General features: G+C 42.2%; 31 protein-coding genes. 19 read left to right on the top strand and 12 right to left on the bottom strand.

Annotated elements, in window-relative coordinates; genetic code table 11:
- Positions 1-267: 267 nt before the first annotated feature.
- Together modA and AABK37_RS06370 are read right to left on the bottom strand one after the other, a co-directional pair.
- Positions 268-1,062 carry a molybdate ABC transporter substrate-binding protein gene (gene modA, locus AABK37_RS06375; protein ID WP_432550752.1) on the bottom strand — a complete coding sequence of 265 codons (795 nt, stop codon included), beginning with the start codon at positions 1,060-1,062 and terminating at the stop codon, positions 268-270.
- 414 nt (positions 1,063-1,476) lie between these two features.
- Entirely contained in the window at positions 1,477-1,686 is a 210-nt protein-coding gene (locus AABK37_RS06370) for a TOBE domain-containing protein (RefSeq protein ID WP_432550781.1), read from the bottom strand.
- Positions 1,687-2,156: 470 nt separating this feature from the next.
- Here AABK37_RS06370 and AABK37_RS06365 point away from each other — a divergent pair, with 470 nt between their 5' ends.
- The 10 genes from AABK37_RS06365 to AABK37_RS06320 all read left to right on the top strand — a co-directional run bounded on the left by AABK37_RS06365 (position 2,157) and on the right by AABK37_RS06320 (position 11,160).
- Positions 2,157-3,287 carry a substrate-binding domain-containing protein gene (locus AABK37_RS06365; protein ID WP_432550751.1) on the top strand — a complete coding sequence of 377 codons (1,131 nt, stop codon included), beginning with the start codon at positions 2,157-2,159 and terminating at the stop codon, positions 3,285-3,287.
- Positions 3,288-3,343: 56 nt separating this feature from the next.
- Positions 3,344-3,526 (top strand): hypothetical protein, encoded by a 183-nt coding sequence (locus AABK37_RS06360; protein WP_432550750.1) that lies wholly within the window; start codon positions 3,344-3,346, stop codon positions 3,524-3,526.
- 64 nt (positions 3,527-3,590) lie between these two features.
- Positions 3,591-4,556: a nitrogenase iron protein gene (nifH, locus tag AABK37_RS06355; protein WP_432550749.1), complete on the top strand. Its 966-nt coding sequence runs from the start codon at positions 3,591-3,593 to the stop codon at positions 4,554-4,556.
- Between the two features lie 354 nt (positions 4,557-4,910).
- On the top strand, positions 4,911-6,260 hold the full coding sequence (nifE, locus tag AABK37_RS06350; protein WP_432550748.1) for a nitrogenase iron-molybdenum cofactor biosynthesis protein NifE: 1,350 nt from the start codon (positions 4,911-4,913) through the stop codon (positions 6,258-6,260).
- Between the two features lie 2 nt (positions 6,261-6,262).
- Positions 6,263-7,579 carry a nitrogenase iron-molybdenum cofactor biosynthesis protein NifN gene (gene nifN, locus AABK37_RS06345; RefSeq protein ID WP_432550747.1) on the top strand — a complete coding sequence of 439 codons (1,317 nt, stop codon included), beginning with the start codon at positions 6,263-6,265 and terminating at the stop codon, positions 7,577-7,579.
- A gap of 595 nt (positions 7,580-8,174) precedes the next feature.
- Positions 8,175-9,080: a type I restriction endonuclease gene (locus AABK37_RS06340; RefSeq protein WP_432550746.1), complete on the top strand. Its 906-nt coding sequence runs from the start codon at positions 8,175-8,177 to the stop codon at positions 9,078-9,080.
- A gap of 90 nt (positions 9,081-9,170) precedes the next feature.
- Complete coding sequence (locus AABK37_RS06335; protein ID WP_432550745.1) at positions 9,171-9,530, top strand: hypothetical protein; 360 nt, start codon at positions 9,171-9,173, stop codon at positions 9,528-9,530.
- Positions 9,527-10,534, top strand: coding sequence for an LLM class flavin-dependent oxidoreductase (locus AABK37_RS06330; RefSeq protein ID WP_432550744.1), 1,008 nt, complete (start codon positions 9,527-9,529; stop codon positions 10,532-10,534). Before AABK37_RS06335 ends, AABK37_RS06330 begins: the two co-directional genes overlap by 4 nt.
- Before the next feature lie 59 nt (positions 10,535-10,593).
- The gene (locus AABK37_RS06325) at positions 10,594-10,752 is read left to right on the top strand and encodes a hypothetical protein (protein WP_432550743.1); all 159 of its coding nucleotides are present in this window, start codon (positions 10,594-10,596) and stop codon (positions 10,750-10,752) included.
- Positions 10,753-10,806: 54 nt separating this feature from the next.
- Positions 10,807-11,160, top strand: coding sequence for a hypothetical protein (locus tag AABK37_RS06320; protein WP_432550742.1), 354 nt, complete (start codon positions 10,807-10,809; stop codon positions 11,158-11,160).
- Between the two features lie 257 nt (positions 11,161-11,417).
- Here AABK37_RS06320 and AABK37_RS06315 read toward each other — a convergent pair whose 3' ends face one another.
- Positions 11,418-12,086 carry a tetratricopeptide repeat protein gene (locus tag AABK37_RS06315; RefSeq protein WP_432550741.1) on the bottom strand — a complete coding sequence of 223 codons (669 nt, stop codon included), beginning with the start codon at positions 12,084-12,086 and terminating at the stop codon, positions 11,418-11,420.
- 311 nt (positions 12,087-12,397) lie between these two features.
- Here AABK37_RS06315 and AABK37_RS06310 point away from each other — a divergent pair, with 311 nt between their 5' ends.
- The 3 genes from AABK37_RS06310 to AABK37_RS06300 all read left to right on the top strand — a co-directional run bounded on the left by AABK37_RS06310 (position 12,398) and on the right by AABK37_RS06300 (position 13,924).
- Complete coding sequence (locus tag AABK37_RS06310; RefSeq protein WP_432550780.1) at positions 12,398-12,934, top strand: helicase-related protein; 537 nt, start codon at positions 12,398-12,400, stop codon at positions 12,932-12,934.
- Between the two features lie 36 nt (positions 12,935-12,970).
- Positions 12,971-13,372, top strand: a complete 402-nt coding sequence (locus AABK37_RS06305; RefSeq protein WP_432550740.1) for a hypothetical protein — start codon at positions 12,971-12,973, stop codon at positions 13,370-13,372.
- Between the two features lie 264 nt (positions 13,373-13,636).
- Complete coding sequence (locus AABK37_RS06300) at positions 13,637-13,924, top strand: hypothetical protein (protein ID WP_432550739.1); 288 nt, start codon at positions 13,637-13,639, stop codon at positions 13,922-13,924.
- A gap of 292 nt (positions 13,925-14,216) precedes the next feature.
- Here the strand turns inward: AABK37_RS06300 and AABK37_RS06295 are convergent, their stop codons facing one another.
- Together AABK37_RS06295 and AABK37_RS06290 are read right to left on the bottom strand one after the other, a co-directional pair.
- A complete protein-coding gene (locus tag AABK37_RS06295; protein WP_432550738.1) occupies positions 14,217-14,663 on the bottom strand; it encodes a hypothetical protein in 447 nt (148 codons plus the stop codon).
- Positions 14,664-15,067: 404 nt separating this feature from the next.
- The gene (locus AABK37_RS06290; protein WP_432550737.1) at positions 15,068-15,445 is read right to left on the bottom strand and encodes a hypothetical protein; all 378 of its coding nucleotides are present in this window, start codon (positions 15,443-15,445) and stop codon (positions 15,068-15,070) included.
- Between the two features lie 409 nt (positions 15,446-15,854).
- Here AABK37_RS06290 and AABK37_RS06285 point away from each other — a divergent pair, with 409 nt between their 5' ends.
- Positions 15,855-16,604: a hypothetical protein gene (locus AABK37_RS06285; protein ID WP_432550736.1), complete on the top strand. Its 750-nt coding sequence runs from the start codon at positions 15,855-15,857 to the stop codon at positions 16,602-16,604.
- A gap of 477 nt (positions 16,605-17,081) precedes the next feature.
- Here AABK37_RS06285 and AABK37_RS06280 read toward each other — a convergent pair whose 3' ends face one another.
- Positions 17,082-17,435, bottom strand: a complete 354-nt coding sequence (locus tag AABK37_RS06280; RefSeq protein ID WP_432550735.1) for a Rieske (2Fe-2S) protein — start codon at positions 17,433-17,435, stop codon at positions 17,082-17,084.
- A gap of 15 nt (positions 17,436-17,450) precedes the next feature.
- On the opposite strand from AABK37_RS06280, the gene AABK37_RS06275 reads away from it, so the two are divergent.
- Positions 17,451-17,747 carry a hypothetical protein gene (locus AABK37_RS06275; protein ID WP_432550734.1) on the top strand — a complete coding sequence of 99 codons (297 nt, stop codon included), beginning with the start codon at positions 17,451-17,453 and terminating at the stop codon, positions 17,745-17,747.
- A gap of 170 nt (positions 17,748-17,917) precedes the next feature.
- Positions 17,918-20,503 carry a GAF domain-containing protein gene (locus AABK37_RS06270; protein ID WP_432550733.1) on the top strand — a complete coding sequence of 862 codons (2,586 nt, stop codon included), beginning with the start codon at positions 17,918-17,920 and terminating at the stop codon, positions 20,501-20,503.
- A gap of 56 nt (positions 20,504-20,559) precedes the next feature.
- Here the strand turns inward: AABK37_RS06270 and AABK37_RS06265 are convergent, their stop codons facing one another.
- Positions 20,560-21,135: a DUF2808 domain-containing protein gene (locus tag AABK37_RS06265; protein ID WP_432550779.1), complete on the bottom strand. Its 576-nt coding sequence runs from the start codon at positions 21,133-21,135 to the stop codon at positions 20,560-20,562.
- A 286-nt stretch (positions 21,136-21,421) separates the two neighbouring features.
- Here AABK37_RS06265 and AABK37_RS06260 point away from each other — a divergent pair, with 286 nt between their 5' ends.
- Positions 21,422-21,907: a hypothetical protein gene (locus AABK37_RS06260; protein WP_432550732.1), complete on the top strand. Its 486-nt coding sequence runs from the start codon at positions 21,422-21,424 to the stop codon at positions 21,905-21,907.
- A gap of 78 nt (positions 21,908-21,985) precedes the next feature.
- Here the strand turns inward: AABK37_RS06260 and AABK37_RS06255 are convergent, their stop codons facing one another.
- From AABK37_RS06255 to AABK37_RS06240, 4 genes are all read right to left on the bottom strand, one after another.
- Positions 21,986-22,279, bottom strand: a complete 294-nt coding sequence (locus AABK37_RS06255) for a TMEM165/GDT1 family protein (protein WP_432550731.1) — start codon at positions 22,277-22,279, stop codon at positions 21,986-21,988.
- 158 nt (positions 22,280-22,437) lie between these two features.
- Positions 22,438-22,863, bottom strand: coding sequence for a TMEM165/GDT1 family protein (locus tag AABK37_RS06250; RefSeq protein WP_432550730.1), 426 nt, complete (start codon positions 22,861-22,863; stop codon positions 22,438-22,440).
- Between the two features lie 46 nt (positions 22,864-22,909).
- On the bottom strand, positions 22,910-23,152 hold the full coding sequence (locus AABK37_RS06245; RefSeq protein WP_432550729.1) for a hypothetical protein: 243 nt from the start codon (positions 23,150-23,152) through the stop codon (positions 22,910-22,912).
- A gap of 81 nt (positions 23,153-23,233) precedes the next feature.
- Complete coding sequence (locus AABK37_RS06240; protein ID WP_432550778.1) at positions 23,234-23,584, bottom strand: YkgJ family cysteine cluster protein; 351 nt, start codon at positions 23,582-23,584, stop codon at positions 23,234-23,236.
- Between the two features lie 162 nt (positions 23,585-23,746).
- Between AABK37_RS06240 and AABK37_RS06235 the strand changes: the two genes are divergently transcribed.
- The gene (locus tag AABK37_RS06235; RefSeq protein ID WP_432550728.1) at positions 23,747-23,908 is read left to right on the top strand and encodes a histidine kinase; all 162 of its coding nucleotides are present in this window, start codon (positions 23,747-23,749) and stop codon (positions 23,906-23,908) included.
- A 69-nt stretch (positions 23,909-23,977) separates the two neighbouring features.
- Positions 23,978-24,100: a photosystem II reaction center protein Ycf12/Psb30 gene (gene psb30, locus AABK37_RS06230; protein ID WP_089130693.1), complete on the top strand. Its 123-nt coding sequence runs from the start codon at positions 23,978-23,980 to the stop codon at positions 24,098-24,100.
- Between the two features lie 87 nt (positions 24,101-24,187).
- Here psb30 and AABK37_RS06225 read toward each other — a convergent pair whose 3' ends face one another.
- Complete coding sequence (locus AABK37_RS06225; RefSeq protein ID WP_432550727.1) at positions 24,188-26,461, bottom strand: single-stranded-DNA-specific exonuclease RecJ; 2,274 nt, start codon at positions 26,459-26,461, stop codon at positions 24,188-24,190.
- Between the last annotated feature and the right edge of the window lie 73 nt (positions 26,462-26,534).

Below are 26,534 nucleotides of genomic sequence, written 5' to 3'. Positions count from 1 at the left end.
AAAGCGCCTAGTTTGAACGAAAAATAGGGTTTCAAAGCCTCTCCCCGCTTGCCTAACGGCAGGCTGACGCCAACGGGGAGAGGTTTGGAGAGGGGTCATATTTTATTCGTCGAACTCACGTTAACTTAGGACTTACACAAAATGCGGTTGGACACTCTATTCGCTTGTAGCGGTAATTCATGAATTACCGCTACAAGCGATATGTTTTGCGTAAGTTCTATAACTGTTGAGAATGTGTCTTAAGAATGCAACGTGCGTATTATTGCATTAAGGCAAAAGAAAGCCGTATTTGGTGAGTATACCCTTAGCTTGCTCACCAGACAAGAACTGGACAAAATCCTTAGCAGCAGCAACGTTTTTACTGCTTTTCAGCACAGCCATCGGGTAGGTAATTGGCGAGTGATATTTTTCATCAGCAGCAACAACGGTTTTTACCTTGTCGGAGATTTTGGCATCAGTTCTATAAACCAGACCGGCATCAGCATTGCCACTTTCCACTGCAGCTAGAACTTGACGCACGTTGTTAGCATAGACGAATTTGCTTTTTACTTTCTCAAAAATGCCTAATTTCTTCAAGACTTCCTCACCGTATTGTCCTGCGGGTACGCTTCTCGGTTCGCCGATCGCTATTTTTTTGATATTATTTCCAGTCAGGTTATAAAAACTGCTAACACCAGCAACATTCTTTGGCACAACCAAAACTAAACGGTTCTTTGCCAAGATAGCACGAGTTCCCGGAACCAACTGTCCTGCTTGTTCTAATGCATCCACCTGCTTTTTCCCGGCAGAAATAAAGATATCAGCCGGCGCACCTTGCTGAATTTGTTGTAATAAAGCACCAGAAGCGCCAAAATTATAGTTGATGTTGGTTCCTGGTTTACTTTGTTGGTAAGCAGTCTTAATTTCTTCCATCGCATCTTTTAAGCTAGCGGCAGCAGAAACAAGTAAGTTACCGTTAGACTGTGCTACCACTGTAGACTCACTTAGCAGCGGCAAGCCAATTGTTAGCAGCAGGCTGACAACTGCTACACCAATCAAGGTAAAAAATCGTCTTCTGTTCATCGTCAATCTGCTCATGAGATTTTTTCATAAAATTACTGCTTGGTAGTAATAATACCAACATCAGCAGATTTTACCGAATAAATTGGTAAAATTAGGCGAAGAAAAGAACAAGGAACGGTGACATTGGGAAATATTTAACGAAGACTCTGCAATGGTGCGTTTAAAAACGCGCTCGTATTAATGCTTTCTTTACAAGAGTTTTCAAGGACGAATAGGATACATTTCTAACCTGCTTTCCAGGTGGCAAGCTTTCGCCATTTCGTAGTAGTTCCGGGCTATTTTCTCACTTGTATCAATAAGCCTGACTCGTTACTGGAGAAGGTTTCTTATTGATTGTTATATCCAATTTTTGAACACAAATAAGCGACTTGCTCCCGATAAGCAAGCCGCTTATTTTTCTAGACACTTAATCTTTTAATCTACAGCAAGTAACACATCAGATGATTTAATTACCGCGTATGCCATCTTTCCCTCAGAAATTTTCAGTTCTTCCGCTGAGATTTTTGTGATTATTGCAGTCACTTGTACTCCAGGCGCAATTTCTAAGGTTATTTCTGTATTCACTGCTCCAGGCACAACTGTTTTAACTGTACCTTTGATAGCATTACGAGCGCTAACTTTCATACCCTGATTTTCTTTTATTGATTTCAGCATCGTTAAATCTAGCACGGTTAAAATTAATTGTCTTCCGTAATATTACGGAAATTACATTTCCCCTGACAAGAAAATAATAATTTTTTAATTCTTTTGATACCAAATAAACTGTTTTTAGATACTTTGCTCTGTTTTGATATGCCACGCTTTATTCACTATATTTATAGTCCGACTTCGACCTCACTCGCAGTATGACCATTTAAAAAGCCTTTGAGTATTAATTACCAGCAGATAATATAATTTGTCATGGCGCAAAAATTTTAGTCAGGGCGCAAGCAAATTGGCAAGATGTATGATATTCTTTTTATATAGGGAATCGAAAGGGCGAAAGCAGTCGTAATCTTGAGGGAAAGTAAAATATACTATCCTCGAATATTGCTATGTCTTATATTAGGTAAATCCGCGATCGGCTTTTTGTAACGCAAGAGATAGAGAAGCCAATGAAGCAGGATAATGAACTCCGTAACAACTTGAAGTCAATGAGAACTCGCTTAGGTATGAGTCAGCAAGAGTTGGCTAACCTAGCTAAAGTTACCCGTCAGACAATTAGTGGTGTAGAGTCAGGACAGTATGCTCCCTCAGTTGCGATCGCACTTCGTTTAGCCAAAGTGCTTGGCTGTCAAGTCGCGGATCTATTCTGGTTCGAGGAGGATCTACTTGAAATTGAAGCAGTTCTTGCCAAATCTATCTCTTGCAGTCAACAACAGCCAGTTAGTTTAGCGCGGATTGGGGGGCAATGGATAGCATATCCTCTCGTTGGCAAAGATGCTTTTCGCTTGGAGATGATTCCAGCGGACGGTAAGATTAATAGCCTCTCAGGTGCAAAGACAGTTCGGGTCAAGCTTCTTGATGATATAGACAAACTCCACAATACGGTTGTGATTGCCGGCTGTGCGCCTGTACTCTCATTATGGGCGCAAGCTACAGAACGCTGGTATCCTCAACTGCGAGTTCAGCATAACTTTGCCAACAGCATGACTGCATTGCGTAGTTTATGTAGAGGTGAGGCTCACATTGCCGGAATGCATCTATACGATCCCGTAACTGGAGAGCATAATACTCCTTTTGTTCGGGAAGTACTAGCCGAAAGAGCAGCTGTTTTAATTACTCTTGGTGTTTGGGAAGAAGGACTCTTAGTTGAGTCTGGTAATCCGATGGGAATTAAAACAGTAACCGACTTAGTAGACACCAAAGCAATGATTGTCAACCGCGAGCTCGGTGCTGGTACTCGTTTGCTTTTGGAACATAAACTGCAAGAAGAAGAACTGCCATTCCACGCTGTTAAAGGATTTGACCATATCGTTAAAAGCCATCAAGAAGTTGCCGAAGCCGTAGTATCAGGTATTGCCAACGCAGGCATCAGTACGGCATCTATAGCTGCTTCCTTTGGATTGGGATTTGTACCTCTGCATTCCTCAAGATACGACTTAGTAATTCTCAAAGAATATTTAGAAGAAGCACCAGTAAAGCAGTTACTCGGTACTTTAGGAAATCGCTTGATCCACTCTCAATTAGAAGTTCTCGGTGGTTATGACACGAGTAAAACTGGAGATGTTGTAGCGACGATATAAGAGTTAGTGGTTAGTGGTTAGTGGTTAGTGGTTAGTAGTTAGTGGTTAGTGGTTAATTGTCAACCAGCAACTATCAACTCTTAACTACCAACCATCAACTATCAACTCTCAACTATCAACTCTCAACTATCAACTATCAATCAAAAATTTACTTCTTCGCTTTGAATATGTATTGGCTTTCGACAGTTTTTGCTGTAGAGCGATCGCCTCCCTTGAGTGCGATGTTCTACAAGCGATAGCTTTTGACTATCGCACAAATGCAAAAAGACCCACCAAACAAACAAATTGCAGGAATAACTCATCATGTCGGACGAAAAAATTAGACAGATTGCTTTCTACGGTAAAGGTGGTATTGGTAAATCTACCACTTCCCAAAATACTCTTGCAGCTATGGCAGAAGTGGGTCAACGCATTCTAATTGTAGGTTGTGACCCGAAAGCTGACTCTACACGCTTGATTCTCCACTGTAAAGCTCAAACTACCGTGTTACACCTCGCTGCTGAACGTGGTGCAGTGGAAGACCTAGAACTCGAAGAAGTGGTAATCGACGGCTTCCGGGGTATCAGATGCGTAGAATCTGGTGGTCCTGAACCTGGTGTAGGTTGTGCCGGTCGCGGTATCATCACCGCGATCAACTTCTTAGAAGAAAACGGTGCCTACCAAAACGTAGATTTCGTATCCTACGACGTGTTGGGTGACGTTGTTTGCGGTGGTTTCGCCATGCCTATTCGTGAAGGTAAAGCCCAAGAAATCTACATCGTTACCTCTGGTGAAATGATGGCAATGTTTGCGGCTAACAACATTGCTCGTGGCGTTCTTAAGTATGCTCACACAGGTGGCGTGCGCTTAGGTGGTTTGATTTGTAACAGCCGCAAAACTGACCGGGAAGACGAACTGATTACCACCCTGGCAGATAGATTAAGCACTCAAATGATTCACTTCGTCCCCCGTGACAACATCGTGCAACACGCCGAATTACGTCGGATGACAGTGAACGAGTACGCACCTGACAGCAACCAAGCTCATGAATACCGCACATTAGCCGACAAGATTATCAACAATAAATTCCTCGCCGTTCCCACACCTATCGAAATGGACGAGCTAGAAGAGTTGTTGATTGAATTCGGTATTCTTGAAAGCGAAGAAAATGCAGCGAAAATGATTGCCGCAGATAATGCAGCGAAAGAAGCCGAGAAAAAACAAGAAGATGCTGAAGGTGAAGCACTAGAAGCAATCAAGAAAGGCAATGTAGAAATAGTTGCACAGTAGCTAAAACAACTAAAGCTTTTGCTTCTATTTAAGAAGTAATAGAAGTTGCTTCAGACGGTAAGCAACCAGGTGGGCTAAAAAAAAGCCCACCTTTCCCGAATCGTAGAAACGACCTGGAGGTGTAAGAATGAAGTATGCATAGATATTCCCGCGCGATTCATTAATCTGTCAATGTTTTCGCGGCAAAACTAATAGTTTAGTTTTTTGTGTTCTCCTTTTGGTTGATTGTTTGGGAATGGGAGGTAGAATTTCTCATTCCCTTTTATTACATACGTTGCATTAGATAGATAACCCACACATAAAAATCTCTCTTTTCAACCGTCCCTAATCCCTAGTCCCTAATCCCCAGTTCCTATGAAACCCACCTCAGGACAAATCAACGACTCCCTCGCACCCGGATGCAAAGATAATTCGCCAAAGAAAAAATCTACACTACCCCAACCTGGAACCGCTCAAGGTGGTTGTGCGTTTGATAGTGCTATGATTACTCTCCTACCAATAGCTGATGCTGCTCATGTAGTCCACGGACCGAGTGGCTGCGCTGCAAGTATGTGGGGAAGTTATGGCAGTCTTACAAGTGGTTCAACATTGTACAAGATCCGCTTTACGAGTGAAATAGAAGAAAGCGATATCATCTTTGGCGGAGCCAAAAAGCTCTACAAAGGCATTATAGAATTGCAAAGACGCTACAAACCAGCTGCGGTATTTGTCTACTCTACCTGCATCACTGCCATGATTGGTGATGACATCGAAGGTGTCTGCAAAGATGCTACCGAGCAAACAGGAATACCCGCTATCCCCGTACATTGCCCAGGATTTATTGGTAGCGAAAGTATGGGCAACCGCGTTGCTGGTGAAGCTTTACTAGAACACGTTATCGGCACGGCTGAACCTGATTTTACCACGCCTTATGACATCAATTTGATTGGTGAATATAACATCGCGGGTGCAATGTGGAACGTTTTGCCGCTTTTGGAGAAATTAGGTATCCGAGTTTTGGCAAAAATTACCGACGATGCTCGCTACAAAGAAATTTGTTACGCTCATCGTGCCAAGCTCAACGTGGTACTTTCTGCCAAATCATTAACCAGTATGGCAAAAAGGATGCACAAACGCTATGGTATTCCCTACATTGAAGAGTCTATCTATGGTGTAGAGCAAATCAATCAATGTTTGCGGAATATTGCCGCCAAATTGGGTAATGCAGATTTACAAGAACGTACAGAAAAGCTAATTGCTGAAGAAACTGCCGCATTAGATGAGAAACTTGCTGTTTATCGTAGCCAATTACAAGGTAAGCGGGTTGTCCTTTATACGGGAAGTTTTAAGAGTTGGTTGATTATCTTTGCGGCTCAAAAGTTGGGGATGAAAGTTATTGCTACTAGTACTCTCAACAGTACTGAGGAAGAAACAGCTAGAATCAAAAGTTTGCTAGGTGAGGACAGCATCATCCAACAAGATAGTCCCGCAAAAATGCTACAAATAATTAATGAAAATCAAGCTGATATGTTGATTGCTGGCTCGCGCTTTCAAGACACTGCACTAACAGCTAAGATTCCTTTCCTCAACATTAACATCGAACGCAACCATCCCTATGCAGGCTATCTGGGCATATTAGAGGTAGCGAAAGAACTGTATGCAGCTTTTTACAATCCTGTGTGGTCAGAAGTACGTCAGCCCGCTCCTTGGAATGCAGAGGTATAAAAATGGCAATTCTTAGCATTACCAGCACGTCAGTTGCAGTTAATCCCCTCAAGCAAAGCCAAACTTTGGGCGCAGCTCTAGCTTTTTTAGGATTGAAGGGAATAATGCCTTTATTACACGGTTCAATAGGCTGTACTGCCTTAGCTAAAGTTGTATTAGCGCGTCATTTCCGTTGCAGCATTCCCCTTTCTACGACAGCGATGACAGAAGTTGCGACGGTTCTAGGTGGGGAGGAAAATGTTGAAAAAGCAATTCTTACTTTGGTGCAGAAGTGCAAGCCAGAAATTATCGGTTTATGCACGACTGGATTGATGGAAACCAGAGGAGATGATATGGGGCGTTTTGTCAAGGAAATTCGCTACCGTCACCCAGAATTAGATTATCTGCCGATTGTGGTTGTCTCTACACCGGATTTTAAAGGTGCATTGCAGGATGGCTTTGCTGCTGCTGTCGAAAGTATAGTCAAAGAAATTCCCCAAAAAAGTGATGATTTAGATGCTTGTCCCAGACAAATCACGATTTTGGCGAGTTCTGCTTTCAATCCTGGGGATATACAAGAAATCAAAGAGATTGTCACTGACTTTGGACTCGTTCCTATTGTTGTACCTGACCTTTCTGGCTCATTAAATGGTCACATTGAAGATTCCGAACGTGCAATTACGGCAAATGGTACTACTTTAAAACAATTGCGCTCAATTGGCAGTTCTGCGTTTACTTTGGCGCTAGGTGAAAGTATGCGGAATGCAGCGCAAATTTTGGAAAAGAAATTCAGCATACCTTATGAGGTGTTTGGTGAACTGACAGGACTTTCAGCAACAGACAAATTTATCCAAGCATTAACAGATATTAGTGGTAACAGCGTACCAGAAAAATATCGCCACCAACGCTCTTTGTTGCAAAATGCGATGCTGGATAATCACTTTCTGTTTGGCTGCAAGCGAGTTTCTCTAGCGTTGGAACCAGATTTACTTTGGTCAACAGTTCATTTTTTGCAATCGATGGGAGTTCAGATTCACGCAGCGGTGACGACAACACGCTCTCCACTGCTGGAAAAGCTTCCGATTACCAGCGTTACTATCGGCGATTTGGAAGATTTTGAGCTACTAGCACCTGGATCTGACTTGTTAATTGCTAACTCTCATGCAGGAGCGATCGCCCAACGCTTAAATATTCCTCTCTATCGTTTAGGGATTCCCATCTTTGACCGCTTAGATCATAGTCATTTTACCCTAGTTGGCTACCGAGGCACTATGCAGCTTTTATTTGATATTGGCAACCTGTTTTTAGAGCAGTCAGCCTTAAGGAAAGTTAGGAGTTAGGTACAGACGTGAAAGTGTGGAACGTCTGTACGGGAGTTAGGAGTTTTTTCTGATGCTATTTTTACTACTTATAACTTATAATTCAGACCAAATTTATAACAGGAATTGTCATGTTTGTATTCTCATTGATTGCTTTGGTAAGCGCGATAATTTCCATTCATATCAGTACAAGTGTCGTGGAGCAAATAGAGCAGCCAATAGCAGTATTCATTGCTTTGTTCTTCCTAAGTTTAAGTTTGATTTTTGCACCTGTACTAATCAAACTACTGATTGCAATAGGTTTGCTGCTCATACAAAGAAGTTACGTTCAACTTGGTTATTTGTCGCAGAGAAACAGAAATCAAAAGCCAGGAAAAGGAAATGCTGTTTCCTGACTTTTTCATTCTTCAATCTTCCGCAACACTCCCAACCCTCAATCATTTGAGTTTTTACCAACAAATTTGGTAAAAATGCATCAACGGATACAATTTTGTGGAGTAATTTCAGCTTTGATAGTTATGGCAAGCCGTATACGCTTTGGAAATATACCAACCAATGTTAGCAAGCACTCGCGCTTTGCTTGTGCATTGACTGAAAATTACGTCTTTTACTAGATATGAATCCAGCACAGCCAAAAAGAGCAACTGTGACGAGTAGTATATCAAGAAAGCTTCGCCGTCGCTTTGACTTGGGACAATCAGTTGCAGCACCATCTTTGCTCACCTGGTTCGAGGTCATTGGCTACACAGTTCTGTTAGAGTCAGACATTGCCTCTCTTAAGTATCGTATAGGGCGCAGTAGTTATAGTGAAGTGATTTTGCGCGATCGCCTTTATAGTGCTTTGCTCTTGATTAACCCGACTTTACCAAAGAGTGCGATCGCCACCGCTATCAATCAAATTACTTCCACAGATTCCAACCTACTGGAAAACAATCGACGTTTTCATCAATTCTTAACTAATGGTATTGAAGTTGAATATCTCTTGAATGAACAAATAGTTCATGACAAAGTGTGGCTAATTGATTCGGATAATCTACTGAATAATGATTGGCTAGTTATTCATCCTTTTACTGTTGTTGAGGGTAGTCATGCTCATTGTCCTGATGTGGTTGTTTTCATCAATGGCTTACCTTTAGCAGTGATTGTATCGATTCAACCAAGTGATGAACAAGTCACGCTTCAAGCAGGTTATGAACGAATTCAAACCTATATTCAACAGATACCAAAGCTATTTTATTACAATACATTCCTAGTCATTACTTGCGGAAATCGAGCGCGAATCGGTACATTAACATCAAATTGGCAAGAGTTTTTACCTTGGCGCACAATTGATGGTGAGGACTTTCCAGCCAAGGGCGCAACTGAGCTAGAAGTGTTAATTCAAGGTGTTTTTGACAAACGGCGTATAAGAGAGTTAATACAGCATTTCATAGTCTTTGAATCTACAGAAACCGATATGAATAAAAAGTTTCTTTGCCGACCTTTTTGTACAATTACCACAAAGTCCTATAGACGGTATTAGATATTTAGTTTTTCAGATTCCCAACTTATTTAATAAGTTGGGAATCTGACCAAATTTGCAGTATCCAGTCACACATAAATAGAGGTTGAAATGATTACAGAATCAGACCTAGTGCAACAATTCACGATAGTTGTTAATCACTCTTTTCCACAATTGGGTGAATGCTTACGTCATTGTTATATAAAAGTTATTCAATCTTCTTGGAAAAAACATTGCGATCGCTCTCTACCATACATCGGAATTTACTGTCCTGATAGCATGATTGCTATTCTCAAAGAGCAAAAAGATGTACTCAAAGATGTAGCACAACATCTGGGACTAGCTGAAGTTGTTTGCATTAATGCTAGTCGCTTGTTGCGAGATCCCCAATCAAAGTTAAAGGATGCTCATCCCCGCTTGTGGTTAGAACTGCACTGGATGTTGACACAAGAACAGGAACACCTACTATGAAAACTGGAATTTTTTGCAATTACGAAAATCATCATTTCGATGCTCGTCGTGCAATTTTTGAGCAAGTAGCATTAGTCAGACGTGCAGAAAGCTTAGGATTTGAGTCAGCTTGGGTAACAGAGCATCATTTTAACGATTTTAGTGTGAGTCCATCTATTTTGGTATTGATGGCACATTTAGCGGGTGTGACTTCCACAATTCGATTAGGTTCAGCAGCAGTATTGCTAGCATTTCACAACCCGATCGCTATTGCAGAAAGCATTGCCACATTAGATAATCTGTGCAACGGACGACTTTTGTTTGGAATTGCCAAGGGTGGACCATTTCCTGACCAAAATAAGCACTTTAACACTCCTACAAGTGAATCACGTCCGAAAACATTAGAAGCGATGACGTTGATTCATAAATTGCTGTATGACACTAATGTGTCGTTTAGCGGGAAATATTATGAATGCGCGAGCGTAACAGTTTATCCAAAGCCTTTGCAGAAACACATCCCAGTATATTTAGCAACCAGTGATGATGAGGCGATCGCCTTTGCTGCTCTCAATTCTTTTGGCTTGATGGGGGGAGCGCCATTTAGTATGGATACGCTCAAGAACAATGTTGCGAAATATCGTGCGATTAATTCTAATGGCTTTGACAGACTGATGCTAGCACGCTTCTTTTTTGTCGCTCGTACTTACGATGAAGCAGTAAATGAGGCATTACCTTTTTTGCGTAACTTTAGCCAGAGAATGAAAGCATTCAGAACGAGAGTGCAAAGTTGTAACAACAACAGTCAACATCTTCAGCCAATTAATGGTCACAAAACCTGTTTTGATGAAGACTATTTGCTTGAAAACTCAATTATTGGTGATGTTACTACTTGTCGTGACAAAATCAAACGATTTCAAGATGAACTTCATTTAGGTACTCTTGCACTCAACCCATGCTCGTTAAATCTGCAAAAAAACCTAGACAGTTTGACACGTTATAACCAAGAGGTGCAAAATTATGTATGAAAAGATTGAGATTAGTTATTGGTTAGTGGATAGTGGATAGTGGATAGTGGGCATAGGGCATGGGGCATGGGGCATGGTGCATAGGGCATGGGGATTTAAAGAGGGGGAAAGGGAAAAGGGAAAAGGGAAAAAAAAGAATTATTACTAATGCCCATTGCCCATTGCCCATTGCCCAACACCTAACAACTATCAACTATCAACTATCAACTATCAACTAACAACTAACACGCAACAACTATCAACTAACACCTAACAACTAACAATTACTCGTTATGAATATATCTAACCTTCATCCAGATGATTTGCCTACAACTAAGGCTAGCCTACTTACTGAGTTAATGTACAGGCAGCTTGAAGAAGCTACTTGCAGACGCTTTTACGAAGCCTGTACTCCGATTATGCGAATTTTACTATCAAGTTGTCACTGGTATTTTCAGATAAATACTAGCCCTTTGATGTTAATTATGATCTGCTATGACGTTGAAAGTTACTGTCATCTCACAAACGCTATCCCCGAATTTGTCAAAAAGTTGAAGTTGTTTTCTAATAACTCCAAAATTCATCTTTTTTCACCAGATAAGGGGATACCGTGGTCAATGGAAATCCAAGAAATATCAGATGATTAAGGCTAGTTAAATAAGTGAATGCATCTAGAAATTAGATGACTAAAGAGAGTTAAATGTCAAAATTTACCAGCCAGAAGATATACCCCTTGGCTGGTAAATTTTGAGTTTCATTTCTAGGATGATGATTTCTGTAGATTGCAGGACTTAGGCAATAACTCTCTGAAACTCTTATTCCTTGTTTTGTGGGAGACCAAGGCGAACGGAATGTCCCTGGTATAAGATTAGGATGTAATTTTTTCTTTGTTGCCTCTTTTACTTTACGAAACCGTCGGATCGTCACCAGTTTTCATTTGCCGTAAAATCTGCTCAATTTGTCCTGCTTTCTCAGGTCTATTTTGTGCTTTAAAAATATTTAATGCTTTTTCTGCATGTGCGATCGCTTCTTTGTGATTGCCTTGTTCCCAAAGAGCTATAGCCATATTCCTCAACGCATCACCATAATTAGGATTGATAGTTAGTGCTTTCTGATACTCTGCAATTGCTGATGACCATTGCTGTTGACTTGCATAAACTTGACCCATTGCATTGTATGCAAGGGCATATTTAGAATTTTTCTGAGTCGCTTTCTGATATTGTTTGATTGCATCTTCTTTTTTACCCTGACGAAATAGAACATTCCCTAACTGGTAATATCCGAAACTATCTTCAGGAAACTTTTTAATTAACTTACGTAAATTTTCTTCCGCACCAGTCAAATTACCTTGGTTCAATAAAGTGTTTGCTGTTTGCCGAAGTTGCGATCGCTCTTGGTCTTGGTTGCCTGAGAACTGCGCCACTAGTTGTGGTTGTGCATGTTGTTTGGTAATATTTAAATCGCGTACTTCTGCTTTGGCGAATTGTAATGTATTCGTTACAGTCCAGATACTGAGTATCAAGTAACTAGTAGTTTGAAAAAAAGCTGATTTTGAAAGATTTTTGGAATTCATGGGTAATATATTTTCTCTACTGCATGAGATTTTCATCAATCTTTCTCATATTCTAGTATTATTGAACAAATGCCAGTCATAAAGATAGCCGCGTCCTTTCAGCAATAGAACTATAAGTAATGGTAATATTTGCCTATATTTTATAGAACTATTAGCCCTTTAATGCCAAAAGGCAGCTATGCTGGCATTACAGATGAACTTGACTATGAGCAATATTTTTCAGACGATAGGTAGAGGTTTGATGATTGTCAATTCTGTTGCCAAAGCGGGTTTGATAACTCGGAAACTTCAGGAATTACTCCTGTGAAGTTATTGTCAGAGAAATTAGCGGACGCATTGACCGTCACGAAAGGTTAGAAATCCAAGCTAAACTTAAAGATGCCAAGCAACCAGTTTTGATTGTGGGAACATCTGCGGTGGATGTTGGGGTTGACTTTAAAATTCACCTGTTGATTTTTGAGAGTAGTGACTCGGCAACTATGGTGCAACGTTTGGGTCGTTTGGGAAGACATCCTGATTTTTCTGCATACACAGCTTTTATTTTGGTTTCAGGTCATACACCTTGGGTAATGGCAAAACTGCAAGAAAAACTCAGTCTCGGTCAAAGTGTCGAACGAAGCGAGTTGACAGATGTCATCGCTTATGGATTTGACCCACCCAAAGAATTCGATGAATATCGCAAACGTTGGGGTGCATTGCAAGCACAGGGAATGCTGACGCGGATGAGTCAGGAAAACGCTAAGGTAAGTGAAATTGTGCGCGATCGCATGACTGAAGATTTGCAGCGCAATGGTACATGTGTTAAATGCTTTGCTGATATCTTGGAATTTAATTCCTTATTTAAGTAAAGATTTATCTTTATTGGACTTTATAAAGGCGATCGCGTGTTACTTCAAGAAAATCGCAATCGCATCAAAGCTGTCGAACTTGCAGCAGCCGATGTTGGAGATATACCACCAACTTTATCGCGATCGCTGCACGCTTTAGTTTTACAATGGCTGGCGTTGGGAAATCCTGAAGCTGCGTCCATAGTTCATTCCAACCAAAATTCACCCTTAAAATGCCAATTTTGCTTTTTTTTCGGGAGTTGGACGCAAAACCTCAATGGGTATGGGACAAACGCAATGCGATCGCCTAAACAATGCCACCACCTATCGACCATCCTAAAAAATGTCGAGATTGCAGCTTGCAGAAAATTTGCTTGCCAAAAGAAATCAAAAAATTACGCCTTATTGAAACGGAGATACTCGCAGCCATTTAATCAACAATCTTCTCCTTTCAAATAAATGATTCCCGCTTGCGGGATTGAAACTATGGCTCGTGGGCGAAAATGCGGCGTGCGCTATCTTTCAAATAAATGAAACCCGCTTGCGGGATTGAAACACGTAACGGATAGCGTCAGTAGGCAACATGACCTTAACCTTTCAAATAAATGAAACCGGGCAACGAAATTGAAACTTCCCGATAAAGAAATAGAATTCATCAACGATCGCAACTTTCACGCATTGCCAAAGCGATATACTAGACAAGTAAATTAACAAAATTTAACAATGGTAGAACGCCCAATCAAAAAATCGGAACGTCAGCCCGATTCAGGTAATGACAGCAAGTCAGAAAATTCGGATTCTATGCCGACTCCTCAATCCAATCCCAAAAGCTCAAAACAAAGTGATGACCGCTCAAAGGGTAGAGGCAAAAAAGCATCCTTTAAAGATGAATCCAGGCAATCGGTTAATCCAGCCCTAGCGCGGGGTCCAAAACCTGTTAAACCTCAGCCGAAAGTCATCATAGAACCGGAAAGCGAATCACAAACAATGAACGAAGAATCTCAAGATTAAAAAGTAGAATTATCAGGATAATTCAAATAATCACAATTGAACCATTTGAGATTCTTTGACGTTATCCAGATTTGATAGCGAAATCCTTGAGAGTCCGAATACTGCGAAAAGCAGTCGTAATAATTTCACTAAACTCGATGATTCTTGGTTATACGCGCTTGTATATGAAGCGATAATCCCGGTTTTTTCACGGTTTATACGTCCAGTTTTTCCAAATCTGAACGTATAACCTATTTTTAACCTAGGTGCGTTGTCTTGTAACTGCTTACTATCAACAGCGCCTATCTATTCTCTAGTTGCTAAAAGCATCCTTGATTTTATCAACAACGCCTTGAACAGCATTCTTTGAGTTGTCTACTGCTTTCTCAGTCCGAGCTGCATCTTCGTTTGCTCTTTTCTCAATTGTAGCCTTATCACTTTTTGCTTTGCGCTCAACAAAACTACCATTGTCAGTTGCTTCGTCAACTTTAGAAGCATTTTTCCTTGCAGTTTGCTTAACTTTATCTTGTGTATCTCGGATGAAATTTTTGGCTGCTCCAGCACCTTCCTCAACTTTATCTTTAACTTGATCGCCTGCGTCTGCCGAAGCGATTAAGTTTACAGCCGGATTAGCCATTGCTGCGGTGTTTGAGAAAAACGCACCCTGCCAGACGAAGGCGACAGCAAGCACACAAAACAGAGTTGTAGCCAAAAAGCGTCCCACAGTCGAAAGCCCTTTCGTTAAATAATTCCGTTTCATAGAATACAATCTCGATTTTTATTTAGCATTCTATTATTACTTCATTTGGCTCCCAACCCAAATCATTCCCTAGACAGAGGTTCTCCCCTCATAAGTTGTTAAACAAATTCGCTCTTTCAATAGATTAAATAAATGAACATTATGCAATCTACTCATTCAAGCAGCGCAGTTCTTTTATGATTATTTCTTTTACTCAATAATATTCCCCTCATCATCTTGATCCACTTCAACCACACCCACGTTAAATCCTTCCCACTCTAAAGACAGTAAACCCAACTCAATAAAAGAGCGATCGCACTACCGTTACTGCGTAGTATTTACTTGTTGAAGTAGCCTAAAATACTTAACGCACGTAGTTTAACTTTCACAGGATATGTGACAGTTGATAATTCCGAATGTGAGTTCTAAAGGTTCCCGTTTTGAATTGGGTTAATTCTATTTCCATTGTTCAGTCCCCCATTTATGCCTTGTATGATAAAAGTCCCACTAGGGCTAACTGTATTTTTTTCAGTGGTGATGCGCGTTCCATTTGAGTAATAGTAAGTACTAGATCCGTCACCATGATTTATCGTCACGGATGGATAAATTATCTTTCTATTGTTTAGGTTAAGCGAACCATTATTATAAATGCGCGTTCCGCTAGGGTAATTGAGCAAGTTGCCAGTGCCTTGGCTAGCATTAGACCTAGCTGGGTTTTGCGTTATAGTATGAGCGCTTGTCAGCGACTGAGTTGTTGCTACTAAAGACAAAATAGACAAACAGCTTACAATAAAACGTTTCATCACATAACCTCGCTCGTTCGTCCGCTTCAATTTTTTATTTTTAGTTTAAAGCAGACGCAATTAATACAAGTTTTATTATTTAGCTTAAACAGGCATATGTTGATCGGGGTAGCGCTAGATAAAACAGCCTCCAGAACTGAACCGAATAAAACGATTTTAGCAACATTTTAAAATAGCTCCACCAATATCAATCTCCTACTTTAGGTAAAACAATCCCTCCTTGGGAGGAAGTTTATATCACCTCTTTGGACAGAACTGTTTTCACCAATGCCGAAGTTATTCTGACAATACATTGAAACACGGTTTCAAATAACACCAAGAATGTTTTTTTCCGGTTTACCACTGAAAAAGCTTCAAGGCTGTTTGGCTATAGCTTTATCAAACTTTTACATTCAGAAAAACAACACGTATGACTAACCCCAACGAAAACAAAAGTTACCGCGAAAAAGTGCAAGAAAGTTACACCGACAATAGCGGAAATATTCACACCAACGTGACGCGAACTTCAGAAACAGTTAGTAACAAAGTAGATCCGAAATCCTACGAGAATGGTTATCTTAACGGTCAAACATCTGAACGTATCTACCAAGAAGAAACTCTCACACAACGCGATAATGAAAACGCCAATCGTGGATTGTTAATCGGTATTTTGCTTACTGCCTTAGCAGGCTTGATCGGCGGTTCTGTGTGGTATTTTAATCAACCCGATCAAGCTGTAGATAACACTGTTGCACCAGTAGCGGTTCCTGTACCGGTTAGCAGCCCATCTCCTACCCCAACTCCCACAGTAACTGTAACGCCTCAACCCCAAACTACAATTATTGAAAGAACTAAGGAAGTTCCTGTTGAAAAAACCAAGGAAGTTCCAGTTTTTATACCCGTACCTCAACAGAAAGCTGCACCCGCACCAACGGTTAAACCTAACATTAACATCACTGTTCCACCTCAACAGCCTGCGGCTAAACAAACGGCTGCACCAATTACCCCCACCCCCTCATCAAGCTCAAATAGTAGTAGCAGCACTACTACTTCTCCCACAACTTTACAAAGCGGTAATAGTACAGCTACTCCCGAAGAGAAACAAAATAAAACAGATGTAACACCCAGTAGCAGTTCTTCGTCTAGTGAGAACGATAATCCAGATAGTTCTTCTCGGTAATAACATGAATAGCCCTCAGGCTATAAGCTTGGACGCCAGGTGCGCGTCTTTTGGTAAACCCTTGCGGCAGTCGCTCATGGGGGGAACCACGGCAGGTGCGTGACTGTCGGCGGAGCCGACGACAGTCGCCTCAAGTCGCAAAGTCTGCCGGACAGAAGATTCTGTCCGGCGAGCTTTGCGGGAAACCCGCCCACGGCGCTGTCTCCCCAACGCACTGCCTCCCCTTGGCGCTAGCCTCTCCCTTTGGGAGAAGACCGCGCTGCCTTACCAAAGCACTGGTGAGGCTTGACAAACAGAGCTTACCTGCGTAGGCTAAAATCAAATGCAGGCTGTCTTTACAGCCTTTAGACATCTGGTAAAAATTAATTATGCGTTGTCTATAACCCTTGTAGAGATGCGATTGATCGCGTCTCTACATTCTTTTTCACTCCTATGTCTTTTGTACGCACAACGCTGCACCCTTATAGAGTGTTGGGGCTATTGCAACCCTACCCAGATACTACCTTCATCTACACGGGTAGGAAAAACAGCTAGTGCTTTTTCTTTGGACATCATCCCCATCACCTTGCCAATACCGGGGGGAAAAGGACTCCATTCCTTAATATTACCGGTACGTAAGTCGAAGGCGCTGCGGTGAAAAGGACAAATAATCGCTCCATCTTCTGTTAGTTTGCCCTTTCGCATCGGTAGCCCCAAGTGCGGACAGGAATTTTCTACAGCGTATATTTGGTTGTCATGGTGAAGCAGTAGAATAGCGCGTTGTTCAACTTTGACAACTTTCCGCTCTTGTGGTGGTAGTTCATCTTGAGTTAGTACTTTAATCCAATTCATACACGCCTCGCAGCTATGGCAGATTTGGGAATTTTATGCGTTTTTGGCTTCATGATGGGCGATCGCGTACATAATTTCACACTTCTTTTAGGGAATGGGGAATGGGTAATGGTGAGTCCAGCGCTGCGGGAGGGTTTCCCTCCGCAGGCGACTGGCTCTCCCGTTGGGGGCATGGGGCATGGGGAATGGGTAATGGGGCATGGGGGCAGGGGGGCAGGGGGAGAAATATTTCTTCTTTTTTACCGATGCCCAATGCCCAATGACGGCAGATGCTTCAAGTCGGCGTTCGCCCTTGGCGTTGCCGAAGGCTAGCCGCCCAACGCACTGCCTCCCCAATGCCCAATGCCGAACTTGATGACGCTAGCTCGACAACCGATTAAACTGTGGATAATATGTAGCGATTGTTGCTATCAGCAACACTTACATACATCTCATGACATTCATAAACATTCCTAAATCTAATCTTATATCTAAAACCACTTATGTCAGTGTATCAACGTAGTTGCGGGTCAGCCGCTGATTTGATTATTGGGGTTTGCAATCAAGAAAACGGCGATTTGAAGCCAAATTCTGCTTCTGTGGGTGTCCTCGCCAAAAGAAAAGGCACTATATCTAATTTTCTGGCTGCCCTCACCCAGGATACTTTTCAACAGGTTGTTACCGAAGTAGAACAAAAACTGCTGATTGTGAATCAAACCCTTTCCATGCTGGATTCCCACGGGTTTGAAAACATTCTGCAAGAAATGTTACATACGATAACACTGAAGACCGGGGAATTACTAGGAGCAGACCGAACGACAATATTTTTATTAGATGAAGAAAAACAAGAACTTTGGTCAATTTTGGCAGAAGCAGAAGGCGATCGCTCTCTAGAAATTCGCATTCCAGCGAATAAAGGAATTGCCGGTGAAGTCGCCATGCATAAAAGAGCGATTAATATCCCCTATGATTTTTATGAAGATCCGCGATCGGTATTTGCCCAAGAACAAGAAAAAAGAACCGGCTACCGCACTTACACGATGTTAGCTCTGCCGTTATTAAATCAACAAGGGCGATTAGTCGCAGTAGTACAATTACTGAATAAATTATTATCTCCTGACAATGCAAAGGTGCCTATTTCCGACAGAATTGATATTAGGGGCTTTACCAGCGCTGACGAACAATTATTTCAGGAATTCGCCCCTTCAATTCGCCTAATTTTAGAATCATCGCGCTCTTTTTATGTCGCAACCCAAAAACAAAGAGCAGCAGCAGCGTTGATGAAAGCGATAAAGTCTCTTTCTCAAAGCAATCTCGACTTAGAAGACACCTTGAAGCGGGTGATGGACGAGGCGAAGCAACTAATGAACGCCGATCGCAGTACTCTATGGTTAATAGACCGCGAGGCAGGTGAATTGTGGACGAAAATTACTCAAGATGATAATTCTACCAAAGAGTTGCGAATCCCAATCGGTAAAGGCTTTGCTGGTAAAGTAGCAGAATCTGGGAAAACGCTAAATATTCCCTTTGATTTATATGACCATCCTGACTCTGATACAGCCAGACACATGGACAAGCAAAATGGCTATCGCACATGTAGCTTACTTTGTATGCCAGTGTTTAACGCCGATCAAGAATTGATTGGTGTTACCCAGCTAGTAAATAAAAAGAAATCCGGCGATTTTCCCAATTATAACCCGAATTCATGGCCCAAAGCGCCTGAATGCTTCCAAGCTAGTTTTGACAGCAACGATGAAGAGTTTATGGAAGCTTTTAATATTCAAGCGGGAGTTGCATTGCAAAATGCTCAGTTGTTTGCCACAGTTAAACAACAAGAACAAATGCAACGCGACATTTTACGCAGTCTTTCTAATGGTGTGGTTTCTACTGATAAAGCTGGATTAATTATTGCCGCGAATGAAAGTGCTAAACGTTTGTTAGGGCTTGAGGCAGAAGACCGTTTAGAAGGTAAATTAATTACTGATGTCATCCGTATCAAAGAAGGTGACTTTAGCAAGTGGTGTCAGAATGCTTTAAATGCAGCTAACCTCAAATACAGTCAGCAATATTATCCCGATCGCACACTCATTGCCGATCAAATAGAACAGCACAGTATTAATTTATCAATTAACACAATCGCCGATGCAAGCGATAATCGGCAAGTTCGCGGTGCCTTGGTTGTCATGGAAGATATTAGCGATGAAAAGCGCCTCAAGAGTACAATGTACCGCTACATGACTCAGGAATTAGCAGAAGAATTGCTGAAGTTGGATGATGCTAAATTAGGAGGCGATCGCAAAGAAGTTTCGATTTTATTTTCTGATATTCGCGGCTACACCACTTTAACCGAAAACCTAGAAGCCGAAGAAGTGGTAAGTATGCTCAACGAATATTTTGAATCAATGGTAGAGGCGATTTTCAAACATAAAGGCACTCTTGATAAATATATCGGCGATGCGATTATGGCGGTGTTTGGTTCCCCTTTACCCCTAGAAGAACACGCTTGGATGGCAGTGCAAACATCTTTAGAAATGCGCGATCGCTTAAAAGAATTTAATGCCCGTCGTTACGCAGCTAGTAAGCCGAGAATCAACATTGGTATTGGCATTAATTCTGACACTGTAATTAGTGGTAATATTGGTTCTAGCAAGCGAATGGAATTTACGGCGATCGGTGACGGTGTTAACCTTGGTTCCCGCTTAGAAAGTGTTAGCAAACACTATGGTTGCGATATTATTCTTAGTGATAATACTTATAAACCATGCCAAGATAAAGTCTGGGCTAGGGAACTAGATTACATTCGTGTTAAAGGTAGAAATGAGCCAGTGGCAATTTATGAATTAATCGGTTTGCGTTCTGATTCTATAAAAAGTGAAAAACTACAAGTTATTGAGTATTATCATAAAGGACGAGAATATTATCTCAATCGCGACTTTAAAAAGGCTAAAGCTGAGTTTGATCGCGTTTTAGAAGTTGACGAACATGACCAAGCTGCTAGGTTACATGTGCGGCGTTGTCAGCACTGGATACACCAACCTCCAACGGACGCAGATTGGGATGAAGGTGTCTGGACTTTTAAAGATAAGTAACTCGTAGTAAGCGCTGTACTCGCTCAAGTCTAAGCGAAGACAGCGCTCACTACGAGTTAAAACCAAGGACGATGGAAAAATCCAGAGTCAAAACCGTGGCTGTAAAATTGCAGCCTTCCATAACCGAGAAATTGCCCGTGTGATTTCTCACCTGCCGGAAAAGCCGTGACTCCAAATAGATAAACACCGCTAACTGTAGGATTTTGCACTGGTTTCAAACCAATTGTAATGGTTTTACCTGGAGACACTGGCGGGTTAAATGTTAGCGATATTGTCTTTTTATCTCTACTGACATCTGTTAGTTGTAACTTCTGCTTTTTGTTTGAACGTGTACCTTCAAAGGCGTAACTTTTTTTCAGTTCAAACTTGATGTCATCTACTCCCTCATGCTGGTTAATAGTTATTTTTTGTAAAGGTTCGCCAGCATTATCTGGCAAGCTGACTGTAAAATAATATGTCGCGCCCCACACGTAAACGTCGTTATAGGTAGTCGCTGTATACGTCAGGCGCGGCGGTTGGGCAAAATATACTGTGCCATCTCGCAACTGAATTGCTTGACTTACGCGATCGCTATATCCGCCAATTCCGATTGTCCAAGCAATTGCGCTGCTAAATAAAACTACTATATGTATTGCTTTATTCACACAAAACACGCTTCAAAATAATTTATTAAGCTAATCGGGATTTAAGTTGCACCTAACTCGTTGCGGGTAACTTTCTTTTAAAGAAGTTAGTTTATATTCCTATATTACCATCAAATAGCAACAATTATTTTTCTTTGTTAAGTTTTGTCAAGAAAAGTAAATTTTATCAGTCACGAATAAAAGCAACAACTGTATTGTTAAAGATAATTGAGATTGCTTGTCAAAGTAACTATTTACGCGACAAACTAGAAATTAAATACAGGCAATTATTTTTATGAATGCTATTTCCAACGTTGAATTCAAGCGCCCGATTTGGCAAACCGCTGTTATCTTGACTTTAGGCTTCTGGCTCAGTGCTAGTATAGTTTTAGATTGGGTAATTATGCCTAGTCTTTATCTTTCCGGCATGATGACTCAAGCAGGTTTTGCCACAGCAGGCTATGCAATCTTCTGGAATTTTAATCGCATTGAATTATTGTCTGCTGGCATAATATTGACTGGTGTTTTGGCTATGAGCAAAACTCATAGCTGGCGTGCTGGTACTGTGGTTTTAGCAGTATTGCTACTAGCTGTATCTTTGGTTGATACTTATTTCTTAACTCCACAAATGTCTGCAATTGGAGTTCAATTGAATTTGTTTGAAACAGCTACTACAATTCCAGCGGGAATGAGTTTGTTACACGGTGGTTACTGGGTGCTGGAAGCTGTGAAGTTATTAGCTGCGGGGACTTTATTCAGTCGCTGCTGGCGAGAAGTTTAATACTATGCCGCTATAATTAAAAATTGCCTACCAGACTGATAATGACTGGTAGGCAATTGTTTTATTGTAGTTAAAGGCTTATTCTGAATCTGCGGATGCTTCATTATGAGGTAACAGCAGACGTAGAGCGAGTATGGCAAATCCCACAGCAGCGATCGCTTTTAACAAACGTGTCGGTAATAATTCTGCCACAGTTCCCCCTGCTAGCGCTCCTAACAAGCTAGTCAGCAGCAACGCACCCGCTGTTCCGAAGAACACTGCACGCTTCGATTGACAACGACCTGAAAGTGCGATCGCTGCTAACTGACTTTTATCACCTAGTTCTGATAAAAAAACTGTAATAAAACTTAACCCTAAAAGATGCCAGTCCATTAATTTTATCCTTTGATGGTTGGAGCGTTGGAGCGTTGGAGCGTTGGAGCGTTGATGGTTGGAGCGTTGACGGTTATTGACGCTCCCACTATCCACTATCGACTAACCAATAACAACTAACCACTATCCACTATCGACTAACCAATAACAACTATCCACTAACCAATAACCACATCCCAAAACAGCATTACCGAAATCAGCAACAACATTACACCAGCGGCTTTTTCCACGGTTTTCGGAGAAAGTCGGCTGGCTATCCAACTTCCCAAAAGTACACCTAATAAACTCGTGGTAATCAACGCAGCCGCAGATCCCATGAATACCACCCACGGCGAATGCGATTGAGCACTCATCAATAAAGTTGATAGCTGCGTTTTATCGCCAATTTCCGCGAGAAATATTGTGATAAACGTAGTGCCGAAGGTTACTAGGGCGGACTGTGGTTTTTCAGCACAATCAGCCTCCACAGGCTCAACTGACTCAGTAATGATATTTATTGAGTCGCTTTCGATACCGTTTATTAGTTCTGTCTCGCTTTCAATTGGAGATATGGCAGAAAGGCTCAAAGGCGCATCAAGTTTCACAAGCAGTAGTCCTATGGCGAGGGTTTTTCATATTGTTCTCATTTTCTCAGATTATCGTCATAAATTGCAACAGTGTAAGTAATTGGTAATTGGGCAATGGGCAATGGGCATTGGGCATTGGGCATGGGGCATCGGGCATGGGGCATCGGGCATGGGGCATCGGGCATCGGGCATGGGGATTTAAAGAGGGGGAAAGGGAAAAGGGAAAAAAAAGAATTATTACCAATGCCCATTGCCCAATTCCCAATGCCCATTCCCCATTACCCATTCCCCATTCCCCATTCCCCATTACCCATTCCCCCAACGGGAGAGCCAGTCGCCTGCGGAGGGAAACCCTCCCGCAGCGCTGGACTCACCATTCCCCATTCCCTCATAAACCAACAGAAGAATCAAAGCGCAGTATTTCCAGACTGCTTACGCCATAAACTCCCTCTATCTGTTGACGACAGCAGTCAATGGCAAAATCATTCAGTTCCTCTGGCTCAATACCATACATATCCTGAAACACCTCTGTTTCTACACGGCAGAAACGAGGACGATTTGCGTAAATGCGGCATTCTCGCGTGGTATGGTCAAAATTAACGCACCATCCCCCTTCACCTACCATACTTAGATACAGTTCCAGTTCCTCTGGTAATAAATACTCTTCTAAGTCTGGACGCTCCGCTGGGTCAAGATGACAGCACGCTCCACATTGCTTTATACATTCCCAAGTTGCCATTATTTTCACCTTGATTAGAAAGTAGGGAGTGGGGGAGTGGGGGAGTGGGGGAGTGGGGAGTGGGGAGTGGGGAGTGGGGGAGTGGGGGAGTGGGGGAGTGGGGAGTAGGGAGTGGGGAGTGGGGGAGTGGGGGAGTGGGGAGTAGGGAGTGGGGAGTGGGGAGTGGGGAGTGGGGGACAAGTAGGGGTGGGGTTCCCCCACCCAATGCCCAATGCCCAATGCCCAATGCCCCATGCCCATTCCCCATTCCCCATTCCCCAGTTTATGTTTTTTCTTATAATTTTGTTAAGTAAATTAAATTTAGTGCGCGATCGCCGGATATGATCATTTTCGGGTTTTGCATTTGATTTATTTAATTTTTTAGATCAATATTGAATTCAACCGGAGGCAATAATGTTTGACGCTTTAGCGAATATCCATTGGGAAGTTATATTTCAGCTAGTTTCAGTTGGGCTAATTATGATAGCTGGACCAGTAGTTATATTTTTGCTAGCATTTCGCAACGGCAACCTTTAAGAGGCGCAAAGTTAGGAGTTAGGAGTAGGAGTTAGGAGTTGTAGAGACGCGATCGCTCGCGTATCTACATTCAGCAGCTTCTAAGTCCTAGCTCCTCACTGATTTTAAAGCCTGAAGTGCAGCTTGGATAATGCTGTCATACTGCGGTTGAGAAATATCAACTATTTTAGCGTCTTGGCGATTGGTTCCCACTAGACCATTAGATTGTCCTGGTTGAACAGCGAGAACTTTACCTTCAGAATTTTTAATTCTTAGTTCTGGTAACTCACCATTTTGATAGATGCCACAGGTGTAGTGGCGTTGGTTATACTCAAAGGTGCTTTTTGACGGCGTAGATGCTGAGGTGAAAGATAGGTGAGAATGTTTAGCAAGTCTGACACCTAGTAATTCTAACTCAATTGTGGTACTGCCATTAAAGTTATTTTCGCGCAACTTGTAAGCGATATCCACTTTTGAGGGTAAGCGGAAGTAGTCACCCCAACGCCAAGCGATCGCTTTAATTTTAAATTGTTGATTGTCGATAGTTTGTGCCACTGTCAGTTTAATGTGACCTTTGCCAACGATTTGTTGCTCAATTACTTGAACATTAGGTGTCCAGAATACCGGATCGGGATTGTCGATACCGCAGGGGTGAAGGGCATTAAGCTGTTGATAAAGCTGAGAATTGATTTCATTCAGGTTTGCTTTGGCATCAATTTTAATTAAGGGTTTGATATGCTCAAGTTCTAGAGACTTGTTAGCAAACTCACACAATCGCTTTCGGAATGCTGGCAAATTTTCTGCTGGTAAAGAAAATCCTCCAGCGGCTTTGTGTCCGCCATATTTGCCTAACAAGTCATGACAATATTCCAAAGCTGCAAACACGTTAAACTCTGGAATTCCGCGTGCGGAACCACGAATGTGTGTTTCATCTTCATAAGTGGCGATGAACACAGGCACACCGTAGCGTTCTACCAAGCGAGAGGCGACAATACCAATTACACCATGATGCCAATTTGATTTTACAACAACTAAGACACGATCTTGTTGTAGAGATGAGATAAATTCAGTTTCGACAATGGCGATCGCTTCAGATTCAATTTCTGAACACATTTGCTGGCGTTGCTTATTAATCGCTTCGCACTGCATCGCTTTTTCCAGGGCTATCCCCATATCATCAGTAGTCAGCAAATCTATGACAATTTGCGGATCGCCAATTCGACCAATCGCATTAATTCGCGGACCCAAGCGAAAGCCGATATCCTCAGGCTTGAGGGATTTGGGAGTGGGGAGAGAAGAGTGGGGAGTGGGGGGGAGGGGGGGAGGGGGGGAAGGGGGGAATAAGGGAGACAAGGGAGAGGGGGGAGACAAGGGAGAAATTCCTCCTTGTCCTCCTTGTCCTCCTTGTCCTCCTTGTCCTCCTTGTCTTCCTTGTCCTCCTTGTCCTCCTTGTCCCCCTTGTCCTCCTTGTCCCCTTGTCCCCTTGTCCCCTTGTCCCCCCACTCCCCCCTCTCCCCCTCCTCCAACACCTGCTACCTGAATCAACGCTTGCACTCCGGCTAACTTGGATTTGGGTAACTGTTGTAAACCGCGTTTCACCCAGCGTCGGTTGACTCCTACCAATGGCGCTAAGTCTGCAATGGTTCCCAATGTAAAAAGTGCTAGCATCGGCTGAATTAAGCCTCTAGCTTGTCCTAGTTGTTGTGCTAGAGAAACCGCCAAAATATAGGCAACGCCAACACCAGCGACACTGCGATAAGGTGAGGATTCCGCTATGAGTTTCGGGTTGAGGATGGCGTTTGCCGGGGGTAATTGCTGGGGGATGTCGTGGTGATCGGTGATAATTACTTTAAGATTGAGTTCTCTGGCAAGAGCGATCGCTTCATACGCAGAGATACCATTATCTACTGTGAGAATTAGTTTAACACCTTCACGCGAAAATTCTTCAACAATGCGTTTATTAATGCCGTAGCCTTCGTGCATTCGGCTGGGGATGGCGTAGTCAACATCTGCGCCTAAAGTTCGCAGACTACGCAACAATAAAGCTGTGCTAGTCATGCCATCTGCATCGTAGTCACCGCAGATAGCGATTTTTTCTTTTGATGCGATCGCCGACTCTAACAACTCTAAACTTATCGCCAAATCTGGAAATTCTGACAGTGGGGAAGGCAAACTTAAAGATTCTGGATCTAAAAAAGCTTGCACTTGTTCTTTTGTTTTGATACCGCGATTTATCAGCAATTGGCTGATTATCGGCGATATATTTGTAACTATTGCCAGTTTTTGGGCAATTTCTGGTTTGTCAGGGCAAATTTGCCAGCGTTGAATCGGCAAACAAGTTAGTCGGCGATCGGGCAATTCAGATGTAAGTTGGTCTGCCATGCAAGCTATCAGCACTTCAGGTGTCAGCTTTTAGCGTAAAGTCTCAAGCTGAATGTGTAAAGTGGCATCTACG

The sequence above is a fragment of the Tolypothrix sp. VBCCA 56010 genome (genome assembly GCF_050875635.1).
Classification (GTDB): Bacteria; Cyanobacteriota; Cyanobacteriia; order Cyanobacteriales; family Nostocaceae; genus Hassallia.
This window is presented reverse-complemented; position numbering and strand designations above follow the sequence as displayed.

What these genes read in the sequence shown, in the direction of transcription:
- modA (WP_432550752.1), bottom strand. Translation starts at nt 1,062, where the DNA reads ATGAACAGAAGACGATTTTTTACCTTGATTGGTGTAGCAGTTGTCAGC.
- AABK37_RS06370 (WP_432550781.1), bottom strand. Translation starts at nt 1,686, where the DNA reads ATGAAAGTTAGCGCTCGTAATGCTATCAAAGGTACAGTTAAAACAGTT.
- AABK37_RS06365 (WP_432550751.1), top strand. Translation starts at nt 2,157, where the DNA reads ATGAAGCAGGATAATGAACTCCGTAACAACTTGAAGTCAATGAGAACT.
- nifH (WP_432550749.1), top strand. Translation starts at nt 3,591, where the DNA reads ATGTCGGACGAAAAAATTAGACAGATTGCTTTCTACGGTAAAGGTGGT.
- nifE (WP_432550748.1), top strand. Translation starts at nt 4,911, where the DNA reads ATGAAACCCACCTCAGGACAAATCAACGACTCCCTCGCACCCGGATGC.
- nifN (WP_432550747.1), top strand. Translation starts at nt 6,263, where the DNA reads ATGGCAATTCTTAGCATTACCAGCACGTCAGTTGCAGTTAATCCCCTC.
- AABK37_RS06340 (WP_432550746.1), top strand. Translation starts at nt 8,175, where the DNA reads ATGAATCCAGCACAGCCAAAAAGAGCAACTGTGACGAGTAGTATATCA.
- AABK37_RS06335 (WP_432550745.1), top strand. Translation starts at nt 9,171, where the DNA reads ATGATTACAGAATCAGACCTAGTGCAACAATTCACGATAGTTGTTAAT.
- AABK37_RS06330 (WP_432550744.1), top strand. Translation starts at nt 9,527, where the DNA reads ATGAAAACTGGAATTTTTTGCAATTACGAAAATCATCATTTCGATGCT.
- AABK37_RS06325 (WP_432550743.1), top strand. Translation starts at nt 10,594, where the DNA reads ATGGGGCATGGGGCATGGTGCATAGGGCATGGGGATTTAAAGAGGGGG.
- AABK37_RS06320 (WP_432550742.1), top strand. Translation starts at nt 10,807, where the DNA reads ATGAATATATCTAACCTTCATCCAGATGATTTGCCTACAACTAAGGCT.
- AABK37_RS06315 (WP_432550741.1), bottom strand. Translation starts at nt 12,086, where the DNA reads ATGAATTCCAAAAATCTTTCAAAATCAGCTTTTTTTCAAACTACTAGT.
- AABK37_RS06300 (WP_432550739.1), top strand. Translation starts at nt 13,637, where the DNA reads ATGGTAGAACGCCCAATCAAAAAATCGGAACGTCAGCCCGATTCAGGT.
- AABK37_RS06295 (WP_432550738.1), bottom strand. Translation starts at nt 14,663, where the DNA reads ATGAAACGGAATTATTTAACGAAAGGGCTTTCGACTGTGGGACGCTTT.
- AABK37_RS06290 (WP_432550737.1), bottom strand. Translation starts at nt 15,445, where the DNA reads ATGAAACGTTTTATTGTAAGCTGTTTGTCTATTTTGTCTTTAGTAGCA.
- AABK37_RS06285 (WP_432550736.1), top strand. Translation starts at nt 15,855, where the DNA reads ATGACTAACCCCAACGAAAACAAAAGTTACCGCGAAAAAGTGCAAGAA.
- AABK37_RS06280 (WP_432550735.1), bottom strand. Translation starts at nt 17,435, where the DNA reads ATGAATTGGATTAAAGTACTAACTCAAGATGAACTACCACCACAAGAG.
- AABK37_RS06275 (WP_432550734.1), top strand. Translation starts at nt 17,451, where the DNA reads ATGGCAGATTTGGGAATTTTATGCGTTTTTGGCTTCATGATGGGCGAT.
- AABK37_RS06270 (WP_432550733.1), top strand. Translation starts at nt 17,918, where the DNA reads ATGTCAGTGTATCAACGTAGTTGCGGGTCAGCCGCTGATTTGATTATT.
- AABK37_RS06260 (WP_432550732.1), top strand. Translation starts at nt 21,422, where the DNA reads ATGAATGCTATTTCCAACGTTGAATTCAAGCGCCCGATTTGGCAAACC.
- AABK37_RS06255 (WP_432550731.1), bottom strand. Translation starts at nt 22,279, where the DNA reads ATGGACTGGCATCTTTTAGGGTTAAGTTTTATTACAGTTTTTTTATCA.
- AABK37_RS06245 (WP_432550729.1), bottom strand. Translation starts at nt 23,152, where the DNA reads ATGGGGAATGGGGAATGGGGAATGGGTAATGGGGAATGGGCATTGGGA.
- AABK37_RS06240 (WP_432550778.1), bottom strand. Translation starts at nt 23,584, where the DNA reads ATGGCAACTTGGGAATGTATAAAGCAATGTGGAGCGTGCTGTCATCTT.
- psb30 (WP_089130693.1), top strand. Translation starts at nt 23,978, where the DNA reads ATGTTTGACGCTTTAGCGAATATCCATTGGGAAGTTATATTTCAGCTA.
- AABK37_RS06225 (WP_432550727.1), bottom strand. Translation starts at nt 26,461, where the DNA reads ATGGCAGACCAACTTACATCTGAATTGCCCGATCGCCGACTAACTTGT.